The sequence below is a fragment of the Gemmatimonadaceae bacterium genome (assembly GCA_035533015.1).
GTDB lineage: Bacteria > Gemmatimonadota > Gemmatimonadetes > Gemmatimonadales > Gemmatimonadaceae > JAGWRI01.
In genome coordinates this window covers 1-24,997 of record DATLUQ010000047.1, presented here as the reverse complement: position 1 = coordinate 24,997, position 24,997 = coordinate 1, and the positions used below count along the sequence as shown (strand labels likewise).

Genomic DNA, 24,997 nt, shown 5'->3' with positions numbered 1-24,997 from the left:
CGCAGCGTGAGATCACGTGCGAGGAGCCCTGCGAGCGGGAGCCTCGGCCATTCGTACCGGAGCATGAGGTTCCCATGAAGGTCCTGACCCTCTTGTTGACAGCGTTCATCTTCGGTTGTTCGCCCTCAACACCCGGCGCGGGTGGGGGGAGCTCCACGTCGGCCACCGCAGCGACGACCTCGTCGGCGGCCGCAGGGAGGACGCCAGCCGGATATGGAGGCGCCATGTCCGGTGGCATGATGGGTGGTGCGACGGGATCCATGCCGATGACGATGGGAGCCGCCCGTGCCGATACGAGCGCCGCGCCGACGCCGAAGGCGACCCACGCGGCGGGGACCCCCGACTGTCCCCCGGTGGATCAGGCGCTGGTCGACCGCGGGCGCGCCGTCTTCAGTGGTTCGGGCACCTGTTTCGCCTGCCACGGCCCGAACGCCAAGGGCACAGCCCTGGCGCCCAACCTGACCGACCCGCAGTGGCTCAATATCGACGGCTCGTACGCCTCGATCGTTGGGCTGGTACGCACGGGAGTCCCGAAGCCCAAGCAGCACGCCGCGCCGATGCCGGCCCTGGGCGGCGCGACGTTGACCGGCGCCCAGGTGTGCGCCGTCGCGGCGTACGTCTATTCGCTCGGTCATCACTGATTCAGGGGCCGCACCGCACGCGCAACGCGGCGCCATTTCCGCGCTACCGTTTTGCGAACACCGAGGTCTTCCCGGCCGCGGTGAACGCCACCACCTCGTACGGCTGCGGATTCGGCCCCTCCATGCCGGGCGAGCCCGTGGGCATTCCGGGGACGGCGAGTCCGACGATGGCACCGGCCCCGGCGAGCAACTTGCGGATCACGTCCGCCGGCACGTGCCCCTCGATGGTGTATCCGCCGATCCGCGCCGTGTGGCACGACCACAGATCCTGCGGCACGCCGTACTGCGTCTTGTAGGGGGTCACGTCCGCCACGTAGTGGACATCCACCTTGAAGCCGTTGTCCTTGAGGTGCGCCATCCACCCATGGCAGCAGCCGCAACTCTCGTTCGCGTATATGGTGGCGAGCGTGGCGTCCGCGGCGGATCCCGCGGTGGCGCCGACACTGTGGGCCGCCCACAGCCGGTCGCCCAGTATGCCGGCTACACGACCCCGGCTCCGGCGATCCCAGCGGCCCGCGTGAGCCACGCGCGGCGCGAAATGGACACCGATGGCGAGGCAGACGGGGCGGCACCTGCCGGCGAAGCGTTCCCGTTCCGATTGCGATGATGACTCATGATCCAGCCTCCGTCAGGCGCGCTCATTCGGCGCGCTCAGGGTGAATGACGCTCGACGCCAGGGGCGCGCCGAGTGGAAGTCCAGGCATGGGCGCGGGGCTCAGCGCCGCCGAGGTCGCGCGCCGGAGTTCCCACTCCTTCCACCATGAATACAGGGCGGGGATGACGACCAGCGTGAGGATGGTGCTCGACACCATGCCGCCCACCATCGGCGCGGCGATGCGCTTCATCACGCTGGCGCCGGTGCCGTTGCCCCATAGAATCGGCAGCAACCCGGCCATGATCGCCACCACGGTCATCATCTTGGGCCGGACGCGATCAACCGCGCCCTCGATGACCGCAGCGTACAGGGCCTGCACCGTCGGTGTGCCGCCGTGCGCGAGTTTCTCTTCCCACGCTTGGTTCAGGTAGATGAGCATCACCACTCCGGTCTCCGCGGCCACACCGGCCAGTGCAATGAATCCGATGGCCACCGCCACCGACCAGTTGTAGCCCAGCCCCCAGACGAACCAGAGCCCGCCCACCAGCGCGAACGGGAGCGACGCCATCACCAGCAGCGAATCGCCGACCGTCCGGAAGTTGAGGAACAACAGCAGGAAGATGATGGCCAGCGTGGCCGGGATCACGATCGTCATCCGGGCCCGCGCGCGCTGCATGTACTCGTACTCCCCGCTCCACTCGATCCGGTAGCCGGTGGGGAGCTTCACTTCGCGCTCCACCGTACGCTGGGCATCGGCGACGTAGCTCCCGATGTCGCGTCCGGCGACGTCGATGTACACCCAGGCGGTGGGCGTCGCGTTCTCGGTGCGGACCACCATCGGTCCGGTCTCCTGCCGAATCGTGGCGACCTCGCCCAGCGGCACCTGCCCGACACGACCCGCCATGGTCGGCAGCGGACCCTCGCTGGCCGTGGCGGAGGGCATGGCCATCGACGCCGCAGTCATCCCCGGTGGCCGGCTGGCCTGATGGGCCATGGGCACGAGCACCTCGGCCAGCCGCTCGGGCGTGTCCCGCAATTCCTCCGGGTACCGTACGCGCACGGCATAGCGCTCGCGCCCCTCGACGGTCTGCGTCACAGTCATGCCGCCGATCGCCGCCGCGATCACGCTCTGCACGTCGCCGACGTTGAGTCCGTGGCGGGCCGCCTGCTCCCGATCGATGCTGATGTCCACGTAGTAGCCCGACACCGCGCGCTCGGCGAAGGCGCTGCGCGTGCCCGCCACCATCCGCGCGGCCCGCTCCACGTCCTGGCCGATCCGTTGCAGCGTGTCGAGATCGGGGCCGAAGATCTTCACCCCCACTGGCGTGCGGATCCCCGTAGCCAGCATGTCCATCCGTCCCTTGATGGGCATGGTCCACGCATTGATGATGCCCGGGGTCCGCACGGCCGAATCCATGTCGGCCACGAGCTTGTCGTGCGTCATCCCCGCCGGCCATGCGGATTCCGGCTTGAGCATGATCGTGGTCTCGGTCATGTCGAGCCCGGCGGGGTCGGTGGCCGTGTTGGCGCGCCCGGTCTTGCCGAATACGTGTTCCACCTCCGGGAAGCTCTTGAGGATCGAGTCTTCGACCTGGAGGATCTCGCGTGCCCGCGCCACGCTGATGCCGGGCATGGTGGTGGGCATGTACAGCAGCGATCCCTCGTAGAGCGGCGGCATGAACTCGCCGCCCATGCGCGCCCAGGGCACCCAGCTGAGCGCGAGAATGGCCAGCGCCGCCGTGACCACGGCCAGCCGGTGGCGGAGCACACCGTCGATGATCGGGCGATAGAGGCGAATCAGCCACCGGTTGATCGGGTTGGCACGCTCGCGGTAGATGCGCCCGCGAATGAACAAGCCCATGGTGACCGGCACGAGCGTGACGGACAGCAGACTCGCGGACGCCATCGCGAAGGTCTTGGTGAACGCGAGCGGCCGGAACAGCCGCCCTTCCTGCCCCTGGAGGGTGAACACGGGAAGAAACGAGACCGTGATCACGAGCAGCGAGAAGAAAAGCGACGGGCCGACCTCGCGGGCGGCGTCAAGCGCCACTTGCCAGCGCTGCGCCGCGGTGAGCGTTCGCGTGTCGAATACGCGGGCATCGGCGCCGCCGTCGCCCGGCCCCGCGGCCCGCTCCAGATGCTTGTGCATGTTCTCGATCATCACGATCGCCGCGTCGATCATCGCCCCGATCGCGATCGCGATGCCGCCCAGACTCATGATGTCGGCGCCCACACCGGCGAGCCGCATGGCGATGAAGCCGAGCAGGATCCCCACGGGCAGCGTCAGAATGGCCACCAGCGCGGACTGCGCATGGAGCAGGAAGATCAGGCACACCAGCGCGACGATGATCGACTCCTCGAACAGCTTGCCGCGCAGCGTCTCGATGGCCCGCTCGATGAGCGTGCTGCGGTCGTACACGGGTATCACCACCACGCCGTGCGGCAGCGACTTGGCCACCTCGGCCAGCCGCTGCTTCACCGCGTGAATGGTGGTCAGCGCGTTCTGCCCGAAGCGCATGATCACGATGCCGCCCACCGCGTCGCCGCGGCCGTCCAGGTCGGCGATGCCGCGCCGCACCGCGGGGCCCACGGTCACGTTGGCCACGTCGCGCACGGTGATCGGGGTGCCGCTTGCCGTGGCGCCCACGTCCACGTTCTCGATGTCGGCCACCGACTTCAGATAGCCCAGGCCGCGCACCATGTTCTCGCGCTCGGAGAGCTCCATCACCATCGCGCCCACGTCGCTGTTGGCGTTGCGAATGGCGCTCATCACGCGCGTGATCGGAATGCCGTAGGCGAGCAGCTTGGTGGGATCCACGTCAACCTGATACTGCTTCTCGAAGCCACCCACCGACGCGACTTCCGACACGCCGGGCACGCCGGTGAGCGCGTAGCGAATGTTCCAGTCCTGCAGGCTCCGCAGGTCGGCAATGGACATCCGGCCGCTCGTGTCCTCGAGCGCGTACTGATAGACCCAGCCGAGCCCCGTGGCGTCGGGCCCCAGCACGGGGGTGACGGTGGCCGGCAGCTTGGCCTTGATCCCGCTCAGGTATTCGAGCACGCGCGAGCGCGCCCAGTACAGATCGGTGCCGTCCTCGAAAATCACGTACACGAACGACACGCCAAAGAACGAGTACCCGCGCACGGTCTTGGCGCCCGGCACCTTGAGCATCTCCGCGGCCACCGGATAGGTGACCTGGTCCTCGACGATCCGCGGCGCCTGGCCTTCATAGTCGGCCTGCACGATGACCTGTACGTCGCTGAGGTCGGGCAGGGCGTCGAGCGGCGTGCGCTCCACGGCCCAGATGCCGATCGCCACCGCCGCCGCCGTGCCCAGCAGTACGAGCAGCGGATTGCGCACCGACCAGCTGATCACACGATTCAACATGGTCGGCTCCTAACGGCGCCCGCCGGCGGCGGGCTTGGGGGATTTCATGCCGGGCATGCCTGGCATGTCCGGCATCGTGTCGTGCTTGACGGGCGCGGGCATCTTCATCCCGGGCATGCCCGGCATTGCCTTTGTGGTATCGGACTTGCGCGGTGGGGCGGACTGTTTGCCCGGCGGCGACATGTCCATGCCCGGCATCCCGCCCATGCCACCCATGGCCTCGGCGAGGTTCGACTCGGCGTCCACGAGGAAGGTGGCGGAGGCCACGACGGTGTCGCCCATCGCGAGGCCGTGGAGCACGGTGATGCGCTCGTCGCCGGCCATCCCGACCGTGATCTCGCGCGGCTCCAGCATGCCGTCGGGCCGTTTCACGAATACCACGTTGCGCTCGCCGGTAGAGAGCACGGCGTTGCGCGGCACGCTGAGCGCATGCGGATCCTCGTGCGCATCCGCGGTGAGCGTGGCATACATCCCCGGCTTGAGCGCGAGGTCGGCATTGGCCAGCGCGATGCGCACACGCGCGGTCCGCGTGTCGGGATTGATCACGGGGTCGATGAAGGTGATGCGCCCCGTGCGCACCGTGCCCGGCAGCGCTTCGAACGTCGCGTTTACACGCTGCCCGAGTTGCACGGCGGGAAGATCGCGCTCGAACACCTCGCCCTGCACCCAGACCGTGCGCAGGTCCACGATCTGGTACAGGGCCTGACCGGCCATGATGCGCTGGCCGGCCACCACCGATTTCTGCACGACGACACCGGTGGCCGGCGAGCGCAGCGTGAGCGTCTTGCGCACGACCCCCGTGGATTCGATTTGCGCGATGTCGGACGCCGGAATGTCCCAATACGCCAGCCGGCGCCGCGCGCCTGCCAGCAGGTCGTCGGCGCCGCTCCTGGCGTCGGCCGTACCCTGCGCCACCCGGTCGCGCAGGTGTCGGGCGAGCACGAGTTCCTCCTCGGCGGCCACCGCCATCGGCGCGTAGATGGTGAGCAGGGGCTCCCCGCGCGTCACCGTCTGACCGGTGTAGTTCACGACCAGGGAGTCCACCCACCCGTCCAGCTTGGGCGCGATGGTGGTGACGGTTTCCTCGTTGTACGACACCTGGCCGACGGTCCGCACCTCATGAACGACCGGGCCCATGGTCACCGGCGCGTAGGTCACGCCAATACGGTGGGCCTCGGCGGGCGAGAGCATGACGGTCTGGCGACCGGCGACGCCGGTGGAATCAGAGGCCATCGCCAGCGGGGCGGCCTGGGTCTCCGGCTTCCGGCCGAGGACGTACGCGGCGGCGGCCGCGGCCACGACGACGACGAGACTGCCGCCCCAGCGGAGGATCGTTCCGCGACGCGGTCCGTGGGGCTGGAGAACTTCGCTCATTGTGAACCTCCGGACGCGTGCGCGGCCCTGGAATTGGCGTTGATCAGATTGCGAGCAACGAGGGCTTCGAGCTGGGCCCACGCGTTGCCCTCGTCGGACTCGAGCTGGTGCAGGTCCTGTTCGTACGTGTTCACCGTCATGCGATCGTCGAGCACCGTCATGAAGTCCACGTGTCCCACGCGATAGCTGGCGAGCGCCGAGGCGGCGGTCGCTTCGGCCTGGGGAAGCACGGTGTTGCGGTAGAGCGCGGTGAGCCGGCGGGCGCGCAGAAGATCGGCGTACGCCGTGAACACCGACGCGCGCGTCTCGGCTTCGGTGGCCCGGAGGTCGGCGCGGCTCATCTCCGCTATCGCGGCCGCCGCATCCCGCGCGCCGCCCTGCCGCGCATTCATGAACACCGGGATCGACGCGCCGACCATGAGACTCCCCATCAGGTTGCCCACGCCGCCGGGCCGCCGTCCGAGTTGGACGCCGACGGCGATGTTCGGCCACATGTCGCGCGCCGCGAGGTCGCGTTGGCGCTCGGCGGCCGTGACGTCGGCCCTCCCTGCTTGCACCACCGGGCGATCGCGCGTGGCGAGGGCGAGGAGCGAGTCCAGCGACGGCGCCGTATCGGGGAAGGCCGGCAGCACCGGCGTGCCGCGCGTGCTGTCGGCCGTGCGGTCGAGTTGGGCGTTGAACCGTGCCGCCGCGCCGCTGCGCATGGCGACCATCCGCAGCGTGTCCTCGGTCATGCGCGCGATCTCCACCTGCGCCCGCAGCACGTCGGGCTGGCTGGCCTGGCCCACCCTGTACATCGCCTGCGCGGTCTGCTCGATGTCGCCGAGCAGGGCGATCGTGCGCCGCGCCACGCCGAGCTGGGCGTCGAGGCGGTAGAGTTCGTAGAACGCGTCGGCGAGTCCGACGCGCGCCGTCCAATACGTGCCGTCCGCACGGTCGTGCGCCGCGTCGCTTCGGGCGCGGGCAGCGCCGCCCGCCAACCCGAGTTTCCCGGGCAGCGGGATCATCTGCATGATCTGGAGCTGCATCATGCCGAGCGGCGCCATCGGACGCAGGTCGGGCAGGGCGTAGTTCATGAATCCGAGTTGGACCTGGGGGTCGGGCGGGAGCGACGCCGAACGCACGGTGGCGTTGGTCGCGGCGGCCAGCGCCTTGGCGGCGGCGACGCGCGGGTTGCGGCTCGCGAGTTCGCCATAGGCGTCGCCCAATCGCAGCGTGGGCGTCGTATCGCTGGCCTGCGCCGCGGCCGCGCGTGCCGCGCCGGCGACGAGCGCGGCGGATGCGCCCCCGATCAGTCCGCATGCCCCGAGGGCGGTGCGGACGCGGCGCGCGATGCGCCGCGTGATTGCGTGCATGGTGTTCTCCCCGTAGCGCCCGACGGCTTGATCGTGGCGCGTTTCCGTGGGCCGCAGGCGCGGAATGCGCTGCGGCGGTGCCTGTCAGATAGAGAGGACTAGGCCCGCGGAGGGGGAGGTTCTGGTGCGCGGGTCACCGTGCCCGGGGCTGCGGCGATCATCACCGACTTCGTAACAGTCGGTGTGGACTCGACGGGCGTGGCCGCCACGCGCACCGCCATGACGGGAACGCCGCAGGCCGTCATGCTCGCGCACTCGCTCTGCGACATCGGGTGCGAGCAGGGCGCCTGGTGATGCGTTCCGGATGGAATCGGCGCGTGCTGATGCGACGCCGTGGTCGGCATCCCGGGCATCGGCCCCATGTCCACGTTCCCGCACACGCACATTCCGGAGCCCGACACCACGGCGATCTGCGTGAAGACGAGGGCAACGGTGAGCGCGGCGGCGCGGAAGACTCGAGAACGCATGGGCGGGAATAAGTGCAGGCGGGCGCGGCGGTGCTGTCGGGAACTCGCCGGGGCGGTGTGCGACATTCCCCGACGCCCGGAACTCGTCGCCCGGGAGCGCGCGCTGCGTCCCCATGCTGCCTCCGCGAGCATTCCGATGCGCGCGCGCGTCACAGGTTTCCGAATCTCATGGCCAATGCCACGCCGACAGCCAACATCAATAGGCTGAAGCTGGTGACGACAACCATGGACGTTCGGCTCGGGGCGTGGGCCACGTGTTGGAGCACGTCATCGGCACCGCCGCGGCCAAGGGCCTTCGCCGACCCCATTCCGTGCTTCAGCCCGTGCGCCACGAGCCAGGCGTTGAATGGGTATGCCGTCACGGCACCCACGAGGATGGCGCTCGACATCACGCCCCAGAACCGTAGGCCACTGGGGGACATGGCTGCGGGATCGTGGTGCATGAGAATTGACATGGTGGGAAACATGCCGCCCATGAGCGCGTTCATGGAAAGCCACTCGGGAAACAGAGTGCGCCGGAGGGCCGCCACGTATCCACCGCCCATGGTGATCTTCATGAACAGCGCCTGGAAGATGAATAGGCCGAAGCCGAATCCGGCGGTGTATTCGAACACCGCATCCACCCGCGCCGGCATCGCGAGCGCCGTCCCCACCAAAGCGCCGACGATGATTCCCGTCGCGTCGCCGGCCAGGCAATGAATGGTCGAGCCGACCGCCTGCTTCCACAGGGGCGCGATGTACTTCCCGTGCATCCCCGGAAGGGGTTCCCGGCAGGAGAGCAGATAGATCACCAGGCCCACCGGGCCCGTGTATGCCACGACCAGGGCCCAGCCCCACTTCATGACCGTCGTGATCTCGGCGCTTCTCGCCAGATCGAACACGACGAGCGCCAGGGAGGCGAACGTCAGAACGAACCAGAGCCGGAGCGCGCCGTCAATCCCGGTCATGGACACGCACCCGCGGGGGTGCGATCCGTCCGGGGGGCGTGCGTTGTGTCCTGTGAACCACGCGTCATCCGAATGTCTCCTGGGCCGGGAGATCCCGGGCCGCACCGTCGCACCGGTTGGATGACGAATGCCGCCTCGGCCCCGGGCGCTACGGAGGAACGGTCGTTACTCACGCTGAGCGCCGGCTGAGCGGTCGCTGAGTCCGCCGGCGCCACCGGCCACCGCCGATGGCACCGTGAGCGGCAGCCGGACCCGCGCGACCGTGCCTCGCCCGAGCTCGCTCTCGAGCGCCAGTGTCCCACCATGCTGTTCGGCCACCCACCGCGCGATGGGAAGGCCGAGGCCCGTGCCGCCCGGGTCGCGGGCCCGTGCGCGGTCGCCCCGGTAGAAGCGTTCGAAGACGTGGGGCAGGGCATCCGAGCTGATGCCGACGCCGGTATCCCGAACGCTGATGGTTGCCCACCCCTCGGCCGTGCGCAGACTGACGAGTACGCTGCCCGACGGGGGCGTGTAGCGGACGGCGTTGTCGATCAGGATGAGCAGCAGTTGCCGGATGCGGTCCGGATCGCCGCTCATCGCCGCCGGCTCCACGTGCTCTACTTCGAGCTGGTGGCCCCGAGTCATGTGGCGAGCCTCGCCGACCACGTCGAGGAGCGTGCGATCCAGTTCGACCTCGATTCGGCGAAGGGGCACGCCGGCGTCGGCGCGCGCCAGCACCAACAGGTCGGCGACCAGCCGCGTCATCCGCGTGGCTTCCGCGAACGCTTCCTCGATCGCGCCCGCCCGATCCTCCGCGGGCATGCGGTCGCCGCGGCGTAGCAGTTCGAGGTTCGCCTGGATCGCGGTGAGGGGCGCGCGCAGTTCGTGTGACGCGTCGGCGACGAATCGCTGCTGCGCCACGTACGCCTCCTCGATGCTGGCCAGCATATGGTTGAACGTCGCGGCGAGCCGTGAGAGTTCGTCGTCGGTAACCGGGACGTCGATGCGACGGGAGAGTTCGCGCGACCGGGCGATCCCGTCCGCGGTTTCGCCCATCGCGGCGACGGGGCGCAGCGCACGGCGCGCGAGCAGCCATCCGGCTCCGAAGCTCAGGGCGCTGCCCAGCAGCGCCATGATCGCCATGAGGCGGGCGAATGCCGCCACGGACTCATCGATCGGCCCGAGCGGTGAGGCCGCGACGAGCAGCCGGCCGTGCGGTAGCGGGTAGCCGAACAGGCGCCATCGCTCGCCGCTGGCCGCAGGCGCGACGTCGTAAACGCCCGACGTATCGCGTCCGTGATACAGCGACGGGGCGAGCGACGGCAGCCAGCCGAACGGGGCACGTTGCGGATGGCCGAGCGTCCGCGGATCCACGGGCGGTAGCCCCACATCGCTTCCGAGTTGCAGGGCGCCATCGGCCGTGTACACGCGCATCCGCGAGTCGAGCATGCGCGCCGCGACGAGTACGGACTGTTCCTCGGCGGTCGTATGGGTCGCGGAGAGTTCCTCCGCCACGTGATGTGCCGCATCGGCGAGCAATTGATCTGCCTGGTCGTAGTGGGCCCGGGCGTGCACCGCGTACGCGTAGCTGCACACGATGATCACCACGGCACCCGTCAGGGCGCCGTGCCATGCCGCGAGCCGGAAGCGTACGGTCCGGATCATGGTTCTCGAAGGACGTAGCCGGCGCCACGGATCGTGTGTAGCAGCCGTGGCTCCCGATCGGGGCCCTCCAGTTTCTGCCGGAGCTGTTTGACGTACACCTCCAGGAGATTGGAACCATTGTCCAGATCATAGCCCCAGACGCGGTCCATCAGCGTGTGCTTGGCCAGCACGCGCCGCGGGTGCAGCAGGAACTGGCGCAGGACCTCATACTCGGTCGTCGTCAGATCGATCTCGCGTTCCCCCCGCCGGGCGCGCCGCGTTCCCGTGTCCAGCGACAGGTCCGCAAAGTGCAGCACCTCCGGTCGGTCGGATTCGTGGCGGCGGAGCAGCGCCTTCACGTGCGCCACGAGGATGTCGAAGGTGAATGGCTTCACGACGTAGTCGTCGGCCCCGGCCTCCAGGCCCTTCACCTGATCCATCGGGGCGTCGCGCGCCGTCAACATCAGGACCGGCAGATGTGCATCCGCCTCGCGTAGCCGGGCCAGTACGTCGAACCCGTCCAGGCCGGGCAGCATGACGTCCAGGATCACGAGGTCCGGCACCCGGTCGCGCGCGATGGCCAACCCCTGGACACCGGTCGCCGCCGTGTCCACGGTAAAGCCCTCGTACGCCAGCCCGCGTTTCAGGACGCTCGTTACTGCCGGATCATCGTCGATCACGAGTATGCGCTGCATCAATCAATCTCCGAGACCTTTGGTGCGCGTATCAGCGCTCCGTGCGCGGCCGCCTGCCGGCGGCGGACCCGCCGGCGCCCACGGTGAAGTCAAATGTGCCTTCAACGACCGGGCGTCAAGCTGAATGCCCGCTGAACGGTAGCTGAAGACTATTCATCTGGGTCAGGTCACTCCGGAAGCGGTGGTCCGGCGTCTGCCTCACGCCGAATGCCGGATTCCCCGACTGCGCGGCGTCGCGCGTGCTCTAGTATTCCGGATCGATGATGCGCGTCGGCACTTCGTCGCCCATCCGCGGCCCGTTGTCACCATACTGTCAGTTCTTCGAGGCGTCATATGTCTTCACTTGCCCGGTTCTCGTTGGTCTCGCTCGCCGCCACCTTCGGCTTGGCGGCGTGCGGTGGAAGTGCGATCACGTCCACGACGCCCGATGGCCCGGCCGCCGCGGCGCAGGTCGTCTCGGTAAGCCCGGTTGGCGGCGCCATCAACGTGAGTACGGCCGGCCCCGTCGTGGTCGGATTCTCGCACGCCATGCACGCCGGCTCGGAAATGTACGTCACGCTTCACCAGGGCACGGCCACCGGGACGCTCGTGGCCGGACACGCCATGTGGTCCGCCGATTCCACCCAACTCACGTTCACGCCGACGGCGCCCCTCGCCGCCCATACGATGTACGCGCTCCATATTGGTGGCAATATGATGGATGACGCCGGCAAACCGGCCGACCTGAGCAAGTGCCCGCAGTTCGGCGGCCAGGCGGCGACGAGCCAGATGATGAGCGGCGGCATGATGGGCGGAAGCGAGATGGGGTCGGGCTGGCAGACGCCCGGCGGCAACAGCTATGGGATGGTGTTCACGTTCACGACTCAATAGGGTCGGTTCGCGCGCGACCCGAGGGCGACTGAACGGGTGGGAGGCGCCGTGTCGGCGGAACTGCCGGCACGGCGCCTCCACTGTTCAGCGACCGGCGTGGGAAGGCTGTCCATGTGGGCCAGGAACGCCGTCACCTGCCGCAACTGTTGCGCGGACAGGATCCGCCCCCACGCCGGCATGCCGCTGAGGCGCACGCCGTGCGCGATGATGTAGAGGTTCTCGTGCTCTGGCATGTCGGGGGCGTCGCGCACGAACTGCGGCGCGCGCGGATACATCGCGTCGGCGAGCGCGGCGCGTTCATGCGCGACATCACCGTGGCAGACCGCGCAGTTGCTCTGGTAGACGGTCATCCCGGCGGCCAGTGAACTATCGCTCGCGTCCAGGCGACCTTGCACGACAGGGGCGCGGCGGCCGATCGCCGCATCCAACGACGGCATGGCGATGTGACGCTCCAGCGGATTGATCGGGATGTCGGCCCGCGGATCCATGAATCCGAGGCGGACGAAGGCAAAGCCCGCCACCGGCACCAACACCAACGCGGTCACGAAACCGAGACTGAACTTCCGCATGGGACAGGCCTCGCTGTTCGACAGGTGATTCCCGCACCAGCGCGGTGCGGTTGGGGGTCACGCTCGTGTGACCTATGGCTCCGGATGCAACGCTTGCGTCGACCCCATGTCGTGCATCATCATCATGGGAGCCGTCGCGGCGCTCGAGGGGCGGATGCGGAGGAACACGAAGAGCCCTGCCGGCGTCCGCGATCCGTACGCGCCGGCCAGATTGGCCGGCACAACGTTGAGCGTCGCCATGGTGCCGAGGCCCGCGGAAAGCGCGGCCCACTGATGGACCTCGCGTACGTACCCCAGCGACCAGGCCGAGACCGGGAATAGATGGTCGGCGGGAACGCCGATACGTGCGGGGTCCACGGCCAACTCGTCCGCGCTCTTCTGCACGAACTCGGCGCGCGCGAAGACCGCGTTCGCGCCTAGCGTGCGCTCCGATTCAATCAGCACGCTGTGCGCGAGGCCGGGAGTCGTGGCATGCGCGTTCGCTCCCCACACGGCCGTGGTTGCCCAGAACCCGCCGCGGGGGAGCTCACGGCCGTACAACAGTGCCGCCGTGATTCGATGTTCCGAATCCTCGGGGTGCAGCGCTTCGGGGCTCGCCAGGTACCCATAGCTGGCGCTCGCCGTCCATCGGTCGCTCGGCGCGTAGGAGGCCCGACCGGCGTACGAGTCGAGGCGAATGGGATCGACATTCCAGCGGTTCGCATCGGGCTCGCGTCCGTTGAAGGCCGATCCCTCGAGCTTCCAGCGGGATCCGGTGAGGCCCGCCGTGACGACGCCATACGAGATGTGGGTGGCGTCCTGCCAGTGGTGGCCGATCGGGGCCGCCGGATTGTCCATCGCCGACGGGCGGTGCATGAACGCCGGCGGCCCGAGGGCGGGTTCACCGACCGGCGCCGCATAGAGTTCCAGGCCAAACGGCCCGGCCAGCGGATGGCTGAACATCACTGCCGTTTCCATGAGCGCATCGTGCGGATGTTGCCGATCGTGGAGCGGAAGACCGCGGTAGGTCTCCCCCGATTGCAGGAGCAGCGGATAGCCGCGCGGCGTGACGCCGAGCACGTCGAGACTGAACATGCCGCGCAGGGTCAGTGTCCCGCCGCTCAGCGGGCGACTGGCCATCACCATTCCCCAGTTGATGCTTCCGACCTGGGTGCCACCCCGAGGTCCGGACTGGCGGTCGAACTGTGCGTTCGCTGCGCCGTGGAGCATCACGTCCCACTGGCCGAGCATCAGGCCGCGGGCCGGGAGACCAACCGCGGCCGGAATCCAACTGGTTCCAGATCCCATGCGCCGCATCGATTCGGAGGGCATCGCCGTCTGGGCAGCCGCATGCCGGGGCGTTCCTGACACGAGCGCGGAGACCAACAGCAGCACGTGGAGTCGTGAGCGCATTCGGGGACCGGGGTTCGGGGGTGTTTGCGCCGTACCGGGTGCCGTCGCATTCTGACTCAGACGACGGCGCTCCGCAGGCGCAGCGCGTTGCTGATCACGGACACCGAACTCAAGCTCATCGCGGCCGCGGCGATCATCGGGCTCAACAACAGCCCGAACGCCGGGTACAGAACGCCGGCGGCGATCGGGATGCCGACGGTGTTGTAGACGAACGCGAAGAACAGATTCTGCTTGATATTCCGGAGCGTTCGGCGGCTGAGGCGCCGGGCCCGGACGATGCCCCGGAGGTCACCCTTGACCAGCGTCACGCTCGCGCTTTCCATCGCGATGTCCGTCCCGGTGCCCATGGCGATCCCCACCTGCGCTTGCGCCAGCGCCGGGGCATCGTTGATCCCGTCCCCCGCCATTGCCACGATGCGACCCTCGCTCTGGAGCCGCTTGACGACCGCGGCCTTCTGGTCCGGGAGCACTCCGGCAATGACTTCGTCGAGGCGGAGCCGCCGTCCGACCGCATCCGCGGTCGTCTGGCTATCACCGGTGAGCATGACGATGTGGATGCCCTCGGCGTGCAGCGCGTCCACGGCCTCCGCGGTGCTCGCCTTGATCGGATCGGCGACGCCGATGAGGCCGGCCAGGACACCGCCCACGACCACGAACATGACGGTCTGTCCCTCGCCGCGGAGCTCCTCGGCCCGAATCGCGAACAGGCCGGCGTCGAGGCGCAGGTCGTCCATGAGACTCTGGTTCCCGAGGGCGACCGCTTGGTTGTCCACGGTGCCGCGCACGCCCTTACCCGTCACGCTCGCGAAGTTGGTGGCCGTACCCATCGGGACCGCTCGATCCGTCGCGCCCTGGACGATCGCCGCGGCCAGCGGGTGCTCGCTGCCGCGCTCGAGACTCCCGGCAAAGCGGAGCAACTTAGCGTCGCTGAATCCCGGGGCGGGGATCACGGTAACGACCTTGGGCCGTCCCTCCGTCAGCGTACCCGTCTTGTCCACCACCAGCGTGTCGACCTTCCGCATCACCTCGATGGCCTCGGCGTTGCGGAACAGCACGCCCATCGTCGCGCCCTTGCCCGTGGCCACCATGATGGACATCGGCGTCGCGAGGCCGAGCGCGCACGGGCAGGCGATGATGAGCACGGCCACGGCGTTGATCAGCGCGTGGGCCATCTTGGGATCCGGTCCGATCCACGCCCAGACGACGAAGGTGATGACCGAGACCACGATCACCGTCGGCACGAAATAGCTGGCGACGATGTCGGCGAGCTTCTGAATGGGGGCGCGCGATCGCTGCGCGTCGGCGACCATCGCCACGATCCGCGCGAGCAGCGTGTCCGCCCCCACCTTTTCGGCCCGCATCACGAGGGATCCCGTGCCGTTGATGGTCGCACCGACCACGCGGTCTCCGGACCGCTTCTCCACCGGAATCGGCTCGCCGCTCACCATGGACTCGTCGATCGTGCTGGAGCCGTCGAGCACGATGCCGTCCACCGGGACCTTCTCGCCGGGCCGGACGCGGAGTCGGTCGCCGACCTGGACCTGATCCAGCGGGACGTCCTCCTCGGTCTCGTCGTCCCGCAGGCGGCGGGCGGTTTTCGGGGCGAGGCCGAGTAGTTGCTTGATCGCCGCGCTCGTTTGACTGCGGGCCCGCAGTTCCAGCACCTGCCCGAGTAGAATGAGGGTGACGATCACCCCGGCCGCCTCGAAGTACACGGCGACCTGACCGCTGGCATCCCGGAACGCCGCCGGGAAGATCCCCGGGAGCAGCGTCGCGACCAGGCTATACCCGTAGGCGACGGCGACGCCGAGTCCGATCAGCGTGAACATGTTGAGGTTCCAAGTGCGAACGGACTGGACGGCGCGGGTGTAGAATGGCCATGCCGCCCATGTGCAGATCGGTGTTGCAAGGAGGAATTCGAGCAGAATCCGCGTGCGTGGCGCGATGGCGCCGGCGAGCGCTGATCCGAACATGGCGTCGCCCATGGCCAGCACCAACAGGGGAACGGCGAGCGCCGTCGCGCCCCAGAAGCGTCGCGTCATGTCGCGGAGTTCGGTGTTTTCACCGTCGTCCGCCGTCGGCATCATGGGTTCGAGGGCCATACCGCAGATCGGGCATGCCCCCGGCGCGTCGCGCACGATCTGCGGGTGCATGGGGCAGGTGTACTTCACGCCGCTCACGGGCGGGGCGTCCGGCTTAGCGGCGGGCGCAGTCACCGTTGAGGTTGCGGCGCGGTCCACCGCGAACGCCGAGGGGTCGGCGAGAAACCGATCCCGACAATGCGCGCTGCAGAATCGATACTCGCTGCCCAGATTCGCCGCGCGGTATTCCGACTCCGCGGATACGGTCATCCCGCATACGGGGTCGGTTACCTGTTGCCCTGCCGGCGTCGCGTGATCATGGGCGTGATCGTGCACGGAGGTTCTCCTCGATTGTCGGTGCGCCTGACGCAAGATGTGCGTACTTGCTGAACGTCCGCTGAAGGCGCGCTGAGCGCCCGGGGCTTCACGGGCCGTTCAGGCAGTCTTCAGGCGACCGGATGAACTTACAATCGCAACAGACGGACTGATGCGGCGGCGCCCAGGTGGGAAGCCGCCCCGACCAAAGGAGAGATTGATGTCACGCATAGCCATTCGGTTTGCCGCGGTATCGCTGCTGTTCGTCGCAGCTGCCGCCCTGCCGGCGCAGAAGTCTGACTCGACCCATGCGATGTCGCCGGGAATGGCGATGCCGTCCATGGGCCAGATGATGCAGCACATGACCGCGATGCACCACCAGGTGGACTCGATGTCCACACCGATGATGCCGGGTGGGAATGGAGCGATGGGTGGAATGTCCGGAATGTCCGGCATGATGCCGATGGGGGCTTCCGGGCACGCCATGGGACAGATGGCCGATCATATGGGCCAGATGCTCGGCGACATGCAGGCCTACATGGGCCAGATGCAGGCGCTGATGCAGGATTCCAGCGTCGTCCACGATCCGACACTGATGCAGAGCCTGCGAGACATGCAACAGCACATGGGTGCCATGATAGGCGCGATGGCCCCGATGATCGAGACGATGCAACAGATGCACCAGCACATGGGCATGTCGCCGCCGATCAAGAAGCCGTAACCGCGCCTGGGGGGGCGCGTGACCCCGGCCCGTGCGCCGCCGCTGGTTCAGCGTCGGTGACGCGGGTCGGGGCTCTGCCCGCGATTCAGCAATATCCAAACTCGAGGGCGGCACAGCCGATCGGCGTGTCGCCGATACAGGAGACATCATGACCACGAGCGCCGGCAGCTGTGGCTGCCATGTCGAGAAAGTGCCTGCCCCTGCTCCTTCGGCATCGGCCGAGAGCCAGATGGTTGCCCTGCGCATCCACGGGATGGGGTGCGCCAATTGCGCGAATCGCGTGCACAACGGGCTGCTGTCTGCCCCCGGGGTGACATTCGTGCACGTCGATCTGCCGAGCAGTACCGCGGCGGTCCGGATCGACCCGCGTCGCATTCGCCCGGATACGCTCCCCGATATCGTTGCGCGGGCGGGCGAGGAAAGTGGGCACCGGTACGAGGCGGCGGTGATCGACGTGGCGTAACAGTTTGTGGTGGAACCCACCACCACAAGAGTCGCAGAATCTCTGCTTGGGGGGCCGTCATCGGGCCTAAACCGCAAGGAACGACGCGCGCCTAGCCGAGTTGCCCCCCAGACTCGTCACCCCGGTCCCGCATTCCGAGGGGGTCGGGATCCTGCGTGGACCTGACCGACCGCCAGCAAACCGAGCGAAGCCCCCAGAGATTGCGTATCATGGATAGGACTACGTGGGGCGCTGACCGCCGCCGCCGCCACGGCGGCCCCATCTCCCGCGCAGTGTCAGGGGCCACATGATCAGCGTCGCGATCATCGAGGACAATCGTCTCGTTCGTGAAGGCATCGCCGAGATGCTCAACGACCTGCCCGACGTGAACGTCGTGCTCGCCGCGACGAGCCTCGATATGGCGATGCTGAAGGATGTGAATCCGCGCGTGCTGCTGCTCGACGTGGGATTGCAGGACCGGAGCAGCCTTTGCCTGGCGGAGACGGTGCAGCGGGAGATGACGGAATCACGGGTGATCGTGATGGATCTGCTTCCCGTGCACGAGGAGATCGCCCAGTTCGTGAACGCGGGCGTGGCCGGATTCATCCTGAAGGACGCCACGTTCGACGACTTCGTGGGCACCATCCGATCGGTGGCCGAGGGCGCGCGAGTACTGCCGGCGCCGATGACGGGTACCCTGTTCTCGCAGATCGCCAAGGCGGCGGTACAACGGGGCGGGGCGGCGGCGCTGGAATCGGTCCGGATGACCCAGCGCGAGCGCGAGGTGATCGGGCTGATCGCGGCGGGAATGAGCAACACGGAAATCGCCCAGCGCTTGAACATCGCGACGCACACGGTGAAGAGCCACGTGCGCAACATCATGGACAAGCTGGCCCTGCACACCCGCCTGCAGATCGCCGCCTTCGCGCACGAGCAGGACGACTAGACCGGTCTCCTGCTGCATAGGGCGCTGGGAAGCCGACGGGTCCGCGGCCAACGTCAATTGCGGTCGCTAAGACGGGGGTTGCGATACTCTCGGCACGCTCGCCTGCGCCCCAATTCGCGAGACGCGCTCGCCGAGCCCACTAGCCACCGTCGACGGCATCGCGCCGTCGCAGGTCAAGGAACACACTACCAAGCTGGCGCGGGAGCTCGAGCGCCTGCTGAGCGATGCGCGCGGCGACACCCCACGCATCCTCCAGCGGGTGGGCCAGGGAAGTCTGGAGCGGGTGCAGGCCCCCATGTTGGAAGCCACGGGCGCCCGCGTGATTCACAATCTCGAACGCTTGGCTGGCGCCGTCGCGTTCGCAGCACTCGTCGTGGGCGGTTCCATGCTGCTGATGACCCCGATGAGCGACTGGCACGACACGCTCGGCCTCACGATGATCGCCGCCGGGGTTGCGGGGATGCTCATCACCCGATTCGGGACCTGGCGGCGCGAACGTCGCCTCCGCTGACCCTTCCTCGGGCGGCTGTCCCCGGCGGGTTCGAGCGGGCCGAGCCTCTCCAGCCGGAGCGCTTCGAGCGCGCGAAAGACGTCGGTCTGGTCGTAGCCCGGATCATCCGTTGGTGCCAGCATATCCAGACCTACCCTATACAGGTGCGGGCCGGAATCGAACCTGCGCATAGCGGGTTTGCAGGCCGGACGGAGTCCTGTTCGCTGAGACCCAGAAGCCACCGCGCTCAACGCGTGGACACGGTCAATCCGCCGAACCCGTCAAACACTTGCCGCGCGGCTTGCACCTCAAGCATCGCGTACGGAGTAACACGTTCGTGCGATGGCAGCGCCCGCACACGCGCGATATCTATGTGTCTTCACTGGAGATCATCATGCAGAGTCTCACGATTCCAATCACCGGCATGAGTTGCGGCGGTTGCGTGAACAATGTCCGCAATGCGGTCACCAAGATTGCCGGTGTGACCGATGCTCACGTGACCGTGGGTGCTGCCACGGTCACCTACGAGCCGACACTCACGAATCCCGAGGCGCTACGCCGGGCAATTGCACAGGCGGGATACGGCGTGGCCGCCGCCTAGGCCGCCATGACGACAACTCCCGAGACTGCGGGCCTCAACTACACCGTTCTCCGCGAGCTCATAGACGGCGCCAATCAACTGCCGCTCGCGGACCGCATCGCGCTCTTCAAAGGACTTATCCCGCGCACGGCAAGCGAACTCACGCCCCGCGAGTTCGCCGGACTGATGCAGGAATTGCTATTGATAGGCGACCGCTTGTATGAAGCGCTGGGGCACCCCGGGGAAGGGCGCGTCACGCGTAGTATTCCCGGCGAACGCGATCTCGAGGGTCGATGACTCCGCCAAAACGTCCACGCACGCGGACAAGCCCAAGGCACATATGCAAAACAATATGAACTACGGATCGGGCATGATGGGCGGATATGGGTGGTGGCCGATCATCGGCGTGTTGCTGATCGTGTTTCTCGTCTACGCGATCATCAGGATCTCGAAACGGCAGTGAAGGCGACGCGATTCGCCGGCAATCTCGCTTCTGGACGAAACCCCTTGAGTGAACATCTGACTTCGACCGGAAAGGACCGCATCGACGCATGCAACGATTGCGCGACCGAATGCGGTCACTGTTTGGCGCATGTGTCCCGTAACGTGACGTGACCTGCAAGCGCTGATCCAGTTATGATGTTCCGGCCAGCCGCTCGGCCCGGGTCCCTAAGATCGGGTCCAGCCGGACTCACGCCTCGGCCCGGAGTCCCGTCACCAGGGCCGTCCCCAGTCATGAGCGTTCCAACGGGGGCGGACGCGGGTTCGCACGCCGCATGGGAAGTTTCGATGTATTCGAGGCGCACCTCCTGAGAGATGTGTCAATGGAATCCGGCGCGCGCCCGCCAACGCGGCTGCAGTCGCCCCCTTACGGCCGGTCAACGGGCGCCGCTATCCGCCTGAGCGCCTCGGCCACGCCGCGGAGCGCGCTGGGAGGGCCCGCGGACACGTGGACCGCCTGCTGTTAGAGCGCCGAGGCAATCTGGCCTGGCGGCTGCTGGCGCTCGAGGCCTTCGGCGGCCGAGGTGAGCGCGGCGGCCAGTTCCGGATCATCGGGCACGCGCCCGGCGAGATCACGGAAGTGCACGGCGAGGTCGGCGGCCGTCTGAATCTCGACGCCGAGGCGAATACGGTGGCGCATCAAGATCGGCGTGGCGGCGCCTCGCGCCGCCTGGACCGCCGCGCGCCCCATCTCTTGAGATGTCGTCCTCAAGGCCCGGTCAACCGCGTCGCGCACACCGGGCTGCTGCATCATCTCCAGCAGCGCGTCGAACTGGATACCAAGATCGTCGAGCCCGGGATTGTCCGGGGCCCGGGGCACTGGGAGCGACGGGTCTTCTGGGTCGCGGTCAGGCATACTCGGAAGTCTACCTGGGGTTTGACGAACCCCCAATCCCGTGCGCGGCTCCGGCCACGACACGACGGCAATCACGCGACGGTGGTGGGCCCGCGCTTGGCCAGAACTTTCCGCCACCCACCGAGGTCCGTCGCCCGGCCCGGCCTTTGGTAGCACCACGGGCAGTCGTCTGCTGGCGGGCCGCCGCCGGCGTGGGCTCTCCCTGGCTCTGGCGTTCTGGGTTCCGAGGCGCCAGTGGTGCGATGTCTCGGGCATTGGTCGGCGACTCCTGCTCGACGGGATACGGTTCGATGATCGCTTTGGGATCCTGAGTCGAGGCTGAATCCGTCAATTCTTTGCGCGGGCCGAGATCGGGCCAGGGCGGGGTCAGGTGGACGAGGCAGACGGTTCCGAGCGAATGTCCACTGGCCATCTCTGCGCGGATGGCGGCCACGATGTGCGCGGGCACTCGGTAAGCCGTTCGAGGCCCACTGGGTTTGAACTGGGATGGGTCCCCGCAGAGGCCGCAGCTCAGGAGTGCCCGCATCGAGCTCTCGGGCACGCCGAACTGGTGCGCCAGCCTGGCGTCTTGGGTCGTAGGTGCGGCCGACCAGGACCGATCGGCCTTCATGTCCACGGATACCGGGGGGGCGAGGCCCAGCGCCAGCCCTCTATATGGATGTGAAGTCGGGAGCGCGCCTACTCCGGGACCAGCAGAAGAGGGCCGCAGCAGCGGCGGCGTTCGTTCGCGCGGGGGGCCTTGACGGGGGCCCCGACGAGCCCGCTTGCTGTCGTAGAGCCTCGCGTTCATGCAAACGGCCACCCCCACCGACAGCACCGTCCTCAGAATCCTATGCACCGCGACCCCGACCTGATCAGCGCTTCCCGCGCCGCGGAAGCATGCGGCCTCGGCTACTCCGAGGAATTCAACCGACTCCGCTGGGGCCTCGAGGAACTCGTGGATCCCGCGAGTCAGGAGACCGTGCCGATGCCGGCGTCGTTGGCTGTTCCATACCTCACTGGCGCCCAGATCGCGAAACTGCCGGCGCATGAGCGCGAGGGGTACCTCGCCAACCGGACCGAGCGGATCGCGTGGACGAAGACGCAGTGGATGCGCGTCCCCTGTTGGGGTGGCGTTCGGCCGCCGGGCGGGGAGTGGCGCTACTCGCTCGCTGCCTGCCGCACGTGGCGCGGCCGAATGCAACACGCGGGGGCCGCCGTATGAGCGCCGTGGAAATAGAAACAATGGCTCGCGGCGCCCGCGCCCAGCTCCGGGCCACCCTAGTAGTCGGTCCTGCGCCCACCCCGTCCATCGTAGCTAAGTACTTGCCGTCAAACGGATTCTCTAATTTCTCGCGCCGGAACGCCATGCCGGGCCTTTCTCTAAGGCGGCGGCCGGTGGCTACCGATGGCTACCGGCTCCAACCATCGGCCGGCGAAGAGCCTACGCTGCGCCGCCGACCGGTCCCGCAGCTGATTTCCATTTCGCAGGCAACAGAATGGCACCGGTCCGTTGCGTGAATAAACAGAAAAGAAGCCTTCAGCCACCCCCAGCTACCGGCAACACACTATGACCACCGTACTCGCTCCCCAACCGCCCGCACTCACCGATCTGGCCGACGCGCCGTTGGAGGATCGCATCCTGGCGCATGCCGAGCGTCAGGCACAGCGCGGCCTTCCCATCCACATCGGCAAACTCCGGTCCGTCTGTGGCTGTTCAACGAACGCTGCTCGCCGCGCAATCAAGCTGCTGGCAGACCGCGGGGCCATCCAGCAGATGATCGGTCATGGAGGATGGGTATTGGCGACGGCGCCGCACCGGGCGTTCATGCCGACGTCGCTGGCCGCGCTCCTGGACATCGCGCGCGAACACACGGACCCGACCTACGCGGCGCCGAAGGGGCGGAAGGCTCTCGATGCGAATCGGGAGGTGTGGGTGTTGTCCAACGCCCAGTGGGACGACATCGAACGAATGGCTACCTTGGTGGCGTCCCGATTGCCCGGCGCGCACGGCAACCTGTATACGGTCACAGGGGCGCTGCTCACGTGGGCCCCCGAGGCCCGGGGCGGTCAAGGGGAGTGGGCCCTCGTCGAAACGGTGCGGAACCTCACGCGAGACCAGCACCGCGAGAAGCACGTGGCGAAGCGCAGTCAGACGCCATGGCAGCCGGACATGGCCGAGGAATCGGTCAGCAAGAACGTTGGGGCCGCGCAGAATCTCATGTACCTGGCGGCAACGTACGGGTTGATTTCACGCGCCCCGGCCATGGAGGCCGGTGGGCCCTACATGTACTCGCCGGGATGGATCCCCATCCTGGAGCGGGTCATCCACTGGATGAAACGATACAGCGGCGCGACGAATCCGTCGCGGGCGAGCCATGGTGCACGGGTTCTCGCAACCTATGCGACCAAGCTCGGCGGGGTGGATTTGCGTAGCACCGACTGGCTCGCCGTTCGGGACCTCATCCTCACGGACGGTGCGCAACACATCCTCCCGACGCACCGGGTGATCGCGGCCCGCTGGGTGTGGCGCGCGGTCGTCGCGCACTTCGGGCCCCGGTTGGGCCTCGGGGACGAGTATACTTGGGCGCTAAAGTCCACGGCCCCCGTGACGCTCGTCGGGGCTCGTGCGATCGAGGCCGCGGCCGACCCGGACACGTCGGAGCGAGACCGTGACTTCTCCGGATGGGTATTGCCGGACGGCCGGTTCGCCGCTGGACTCGTTGAGGGCCAATATGGTCTCCGCCGCTGGGCGGCGTGGAGCACATTGGAAGATCTCAAGTTGCGACTCAGTAATCCCCCGCTCGCTGCGCGTGTCTGGAAGTGGCCCTCCTCGCTCACCACCCGGCGAAAGGGGGCGGCCCCCTTCCGCGTGTCGGCAGAGACCCTTCGGTCGCGGCTCGCGATGTTCGCGTACTTGGCGGGATTCGCGGCAAAGATGCGCGGCGTCGACTGGACGGATGAGAACGTGCCGGGCTTGCTGGTGCTCGCCGATCCCAAGTTCGTGGACGACTTCATGCGATGGATGCTTGAGTTGCCAGAAGACTCGCGGGGAACCCGCTACAACTCGCTCGCTCAGCGCGTGCGAACGATTACGTGGCTCGTGAATGGATTCCTCGCCGGCGAGGCGGAGCGTGTCGGTGATAGCGAGCGGGTGGAGCAACTTGGAGTGTGGTATCGAGATCTGGAGTCAATCTGCGCGGGTTTGCCGCGGCCCAAACATCTGGACCGGCGAGCGGTCGCCGCGCATGTGCTTGCAATCGCCAACGGATGGAAGGGCGGTGATGGTGTCGATGGGCTCGTCAAACTCGAGCAGTTGGTCGAGTGCATGGAAGCCGAACTGGTCGGCCACGCCGGTGGCCAGTCGATCGCCGATCAGATCGGTGCGATTCGAACCGGCAGCTTTAATCCGGGAAGCCAGTGGGGTAAGACCCTTCGCATGATGGTCGTGTTGTTGATCGCCCAGCGCCTCCCACTCCGTGCGGGAACGTTGGTCCGGCTGACGACGCCCGAATGGCTCAACCTTCCCGTGGGCCCCGCGCAGCAAGCGCTCGCCAACATGGGGGCGCTAGCGGCCTGGGAAGGCCAGCTGGGGATCGATGTGCCAGGACGCAAGATGAAGTCGAAGCGAGATTTTCCTGGCCGCCTCATCCAGGCTGAGTTCGTGCGGACGCCGGAGCGAGAGGGTGACCCCATGCGGGAACACCGTCTGCGGCGCGACCTGTTCGAGTTGTGGTTCATGGAAGGAGGAGGTCGCGATGTGTGCCGTACGCAGGTCGACGCTCGGACCGGCCGCCGGACGCTGCAGGACGTGCCGTGGCTCTTTCCGGACGCCGTTGGCGACGAGTATGGGACGGCGCGGGGCCGGCCGCCGGTCCGGGGGCACGCCGCAAAAGGGCGAAAGGTGAACGCCGCGCCCGGGCGTTGGCGGCGCACACGATTGAGCGCGGCTTTCAAGCGCATTGTCACCCGGCATGCGGTGTCACTCTCAATCAACCTCGCCGTACTGCAGAAGATCGAAGGAGCGCTCGGCTATCACACGGTCCGTCGACTGTTCGGCAGCTACTGGGCACGCCGGAACCTTCTCGTATGCTCGCGGCTACTCGACCATACCGACATCAAGCTCACAGCGGACGTCTACTGCGGTCAGGACGTGCGGTCGATGACGCT

23 protein-coding genes are annotated in these 24,997 nt (G+C 67.7%); 11 read left to right on the top strand and 12 right to left on the bottom strand.

The genetic code is table 11. The annotated features are described in order from the left end of the window. The first annotated feature begins 224 nt into the window (after positions 1-224). Positions 225-641 carry a c-type cytochrome gene (locus VNF92_09230; protein HVA58061.1) on the top strand — a complete coding sequence of 139 codons (417 nt, stop codon included), beginning with the start codon at positions 225-227 and terminating at the stop codon, positions 639-641. 43 nt (positions 642-684) lie between these two features. Here VNF92_09230 and VNF92_09225 read toward each other — a convergent pair whose 3' ends face one another. The 8 genes from VNF92_09225 to VNF92_09190 form a co-directional block, all read right to left on the bottom strand. Next, positions 685-999, bottom strand: coding sequence for a DUF411 domain-containing protein (locus VNF92_09225; protein ID HVA58060.1), 315 nt, complete (start codon positions 997-999; stop codon positions 685-687). Between the two features lie 280 nt (positions 1,000-1,279). Then, positions 1,280-4,624, bottom strand: coding sequence for a CusA/CzcA family heavy metal efflux RND transporter (locus VNF92_09220; GenBank protein HVA58059.1), 3,345 nt, complete (start codon positions 4,622-4,624; stop codon positions 1,280-1,282). A gap of 9 nt (positions 4,625-4,633) precedes the next feature. Continuing rightward, on the bottom strand, positions 4,634-5,998 hold the full coding sequence (locus VNF92_09215) for an efflux RND transporter periplasmic adaptor subunit (protein HVA58058.1): 1,365 nt from the start codon (positions 5,996-5,998) through the stop codon (positions 4,634-4,636). Then, positions 5,995-7,353 carry a TolC family protein gene (locus tag VNF92_09210; GenBank protein ID HVA58057.1) on the bottom strand — a complete coding sequence of 453 codons (1,359 nt, stop codon included), beginning with the start codon at positions 7,351-7,353 and terminating at the stop codon, positions 5,995-5,997. Before VNF92_09210 ends, VNF92_09215 begins: the two co-directional genes overlap by 4 nt. A gap of 98 nt (positions 7,354-7,451) precedes the next feature. Then, positions 7,452-7,820 carry a hypothetical protein gene (locus VNF92_09205; GenBank protein HVA58056.1) on the bottom strand — a complete coding sequence of 123 codons (369 nt, stop codon included), beginning with the start codon at positions 7,818-7,820 and terminating at the stop codon, positions 7,452-7,454. 149 nt (positions 7,821-7,969) lie between these two features. Continuing rightward, positions 7,970-8,767 (bottom strand): DUF4396 domain-containing protein, encoded by a 798-nt coding sequence (locus VNF92_09200; protein ID HVA58055.1) that lies wholly within the window; start codon positions 8,765-8,767, stop codon positions 7,970-7,972. Positions 8,768-8,932: 165 nt separating this feature from the next. Further along, the gene (locus tag VNF92_09195; protein HVA58054.1) at positions 8,933-10,411 is read right to left on the bottom strand and encodes a HAMP domain-containing sensor histidine kinase; all 1,479 of its coding nucleotides are present in this window, start codon (positions 10,409-10,411) and stop codon (positions 8,933-8,935) included. Then, a complete protein-coding gene (locus VNF92_09190) occupies positions 10,408-11,085 on the bottom strand; it encodes a response regulator transcription factor (GenBank protein ID HVA58053.1) in 678 nt (225 codons plus the stop codon). Before VNF92_09190 ends, VNF92_09195 begins: the two co-directional genes overlap by 4 nt. A gap of 333 nt (positions 11,086-11,418) precedes the next feature. On the opposite strand from VNF92_09190, the gene VNF92_09185 reads away from it, so the two are divergent. Continuing rightward, positions 11,419-11,955, top strand: a complete 537-nt coding sequence (locus tag VNF92_09185) for an Ig-like domain-containing protein (protein ID HVA58052.1) — start codon at positions 11,419-11,421, stop codon at positions 11,953-11,955. Here VNF92_09185 and VNF92_09180 read toward each other — a convergent pair. The 3 genes from VNF92_09180 to VNF92_09170 form a co-directional block, all read right to left on the bottom strand. Continuing rightward, positions 11,949-12,524 (bottom strand): cytochrome c, encoded by a 576-nt coding sequence (locus VNF92_09180; protein HVA58051.1) that lies wholly within the window; start codon positions 12,522-12,524, stop codon positions 11,949-11,951. The two genes, VNF92_09185 and VNF92_09180, sit on opposite strands and share 7 nt — an antisense overlap. Before the next feature lie 72 nt (positions 12,525-12,596). Beyond that, positions 12,597-13,916 (bottom strand): hypothetical protein, encoded by a 1,320-nt coding sequence (locus tag VNF92_09175; protein HVA58050.1) that lies wholly within the window; start codon positions 13,914-13,916, stop codon positions 12,597-12,599. A gap of 56 nt (positions 13,917-13,972) precedes the next feature. Further along, positions 13,973-16,333, bottom strand: coding sequence for a heavy metal translocating P-type ATPase (locus VNF92_09170; protein ID HVA58049.1), 2,361 nt, complete (start codon positions 16,331-16,333; stop codon positions 13,973-13,975). 199 nt (positions 16,334-16,532) lie between these two features. Here VNF92_09170 and VNF92_09165 point away from each other — a divergent pair, with 199 nt between their 5' ends. The 7 genes from VNF92_09165 to VNF92_09135 all read left to right on the top strand — a co-directional run bounded on the left by VNF92_09165 (position 16,533) and on the right by VNF92_09135 (position 19,954). Continuing rightward, entirely contained in the window at positions 16,533-17,033 is a 501-nt protein-coding gene (locus VNF92_09165; protein HVA58048.1) for a hypothetical protein, read from the top strand. Positions 17,034-17,181: 148 nt separating this feature from the next. Further along, positions 17,182-17,496: a heavy-metal-associated domain-containing protein gene (locus tag VNF92_09160; GenBank protein HVA58047.1), complete on the top strand. Its 315-nt coding sequence runs from the start codon at positions 17,182-17,184 to the stop codon at positions 17,494-17,496. Between the two features lie 286 nt (positions 17,497-17,782). Continuing rightward, the gene (locus tag VNF92_09155; protein HVA58046.1) at positions 17,783-18,421 is read left to right on the top strand and encodes a response regulator transcription factor; all 639 of its coding nucleotides are present in this window, start codon (positions 17,783-17,785) and stop codon (positions 18,419-18,421) included. Between the two features lie 295 nt (positions 18,422-18,716). Further along, positions 18,717-18,932, top strand: a complete 216-nt coding sequence (locus VNF92_09150) for a hypothetical protein (protein HVA58045.1) — start codon at positions 18,717-18,719, stop codon at positions 18,930-18,932. A gap of 373 nt (positions 18,933-19,305) precedes the next feature. Then, positions 19,306-19,512 carry a heavy-metal-associated domain-containing protein gene (locus tag VNF92_09145; GenBank protein ID HVA58044.1) on the top strand — a complete coding sequence of 69 codons (207 nt, stop codon included), beginning with the start codon at positions 19,306-19,308 and terminating at the stop codon, positions 19,510-19,512. Positions 19,513-19,518: 6 nt separating this feature from the next. After that, on the top strand, positions 19,519-19,788 hold the full coding sequence (locus VNF92_09140; GenBank protein HVA58043.1) for a hypothetical protein: 270 nt from the start codon (positions 19,519-19,521) through the stop codon (positions 19,786-19,788). A gap of 43 nt (positions 19,789-19,831) precedes the next feature. Then, positions 19,832-19,954, top strand: a complete 123-nt coding sequence (locus VNF92_09135; protein ID HVA58042.1) for a hypothetical protein — start codon at positions 19,832-19,834, stop codon at positions 19,952-19,954. Between the two features lie 501 nt (positions 19,955-20,455). Here the strand turns inward: VNF92_09135 and VNF92_09130 are convergent. Then, positions 20,456-20,848, bottom strand: a complete 393-nt coding sequence (locus tag VNF92_09130; GenBank protein HVA58041.1) for a hypothetical protein — start codon at positions 20,846-20,848, stop codon at positions 20,456-20,458. Between the two features lie 832 nt (positions 20,849-21,680). Here VNF92_09130 and VNF92_09125 point away from each other — a divergent pair. Beyond that, positions 21,681-22,052, top strand: a complete 372-nt coding sequence (locus VNF92_09125; protein HVA58040.1) for a hypothetical protein — start codon at positions 21,681-21,683, stop codon at positions 22,050-22,052. A gap of 345 nt (positions 22,053-22,397) precedes the next feature. Then, positions 22,398-24,997, top strand: a 2,600-nt coding sequence (locus VNF92_09120; protein ID HVA58039.1) for a hypothetical protein, incomplete at its 3' end; no start/stop codon positions are given.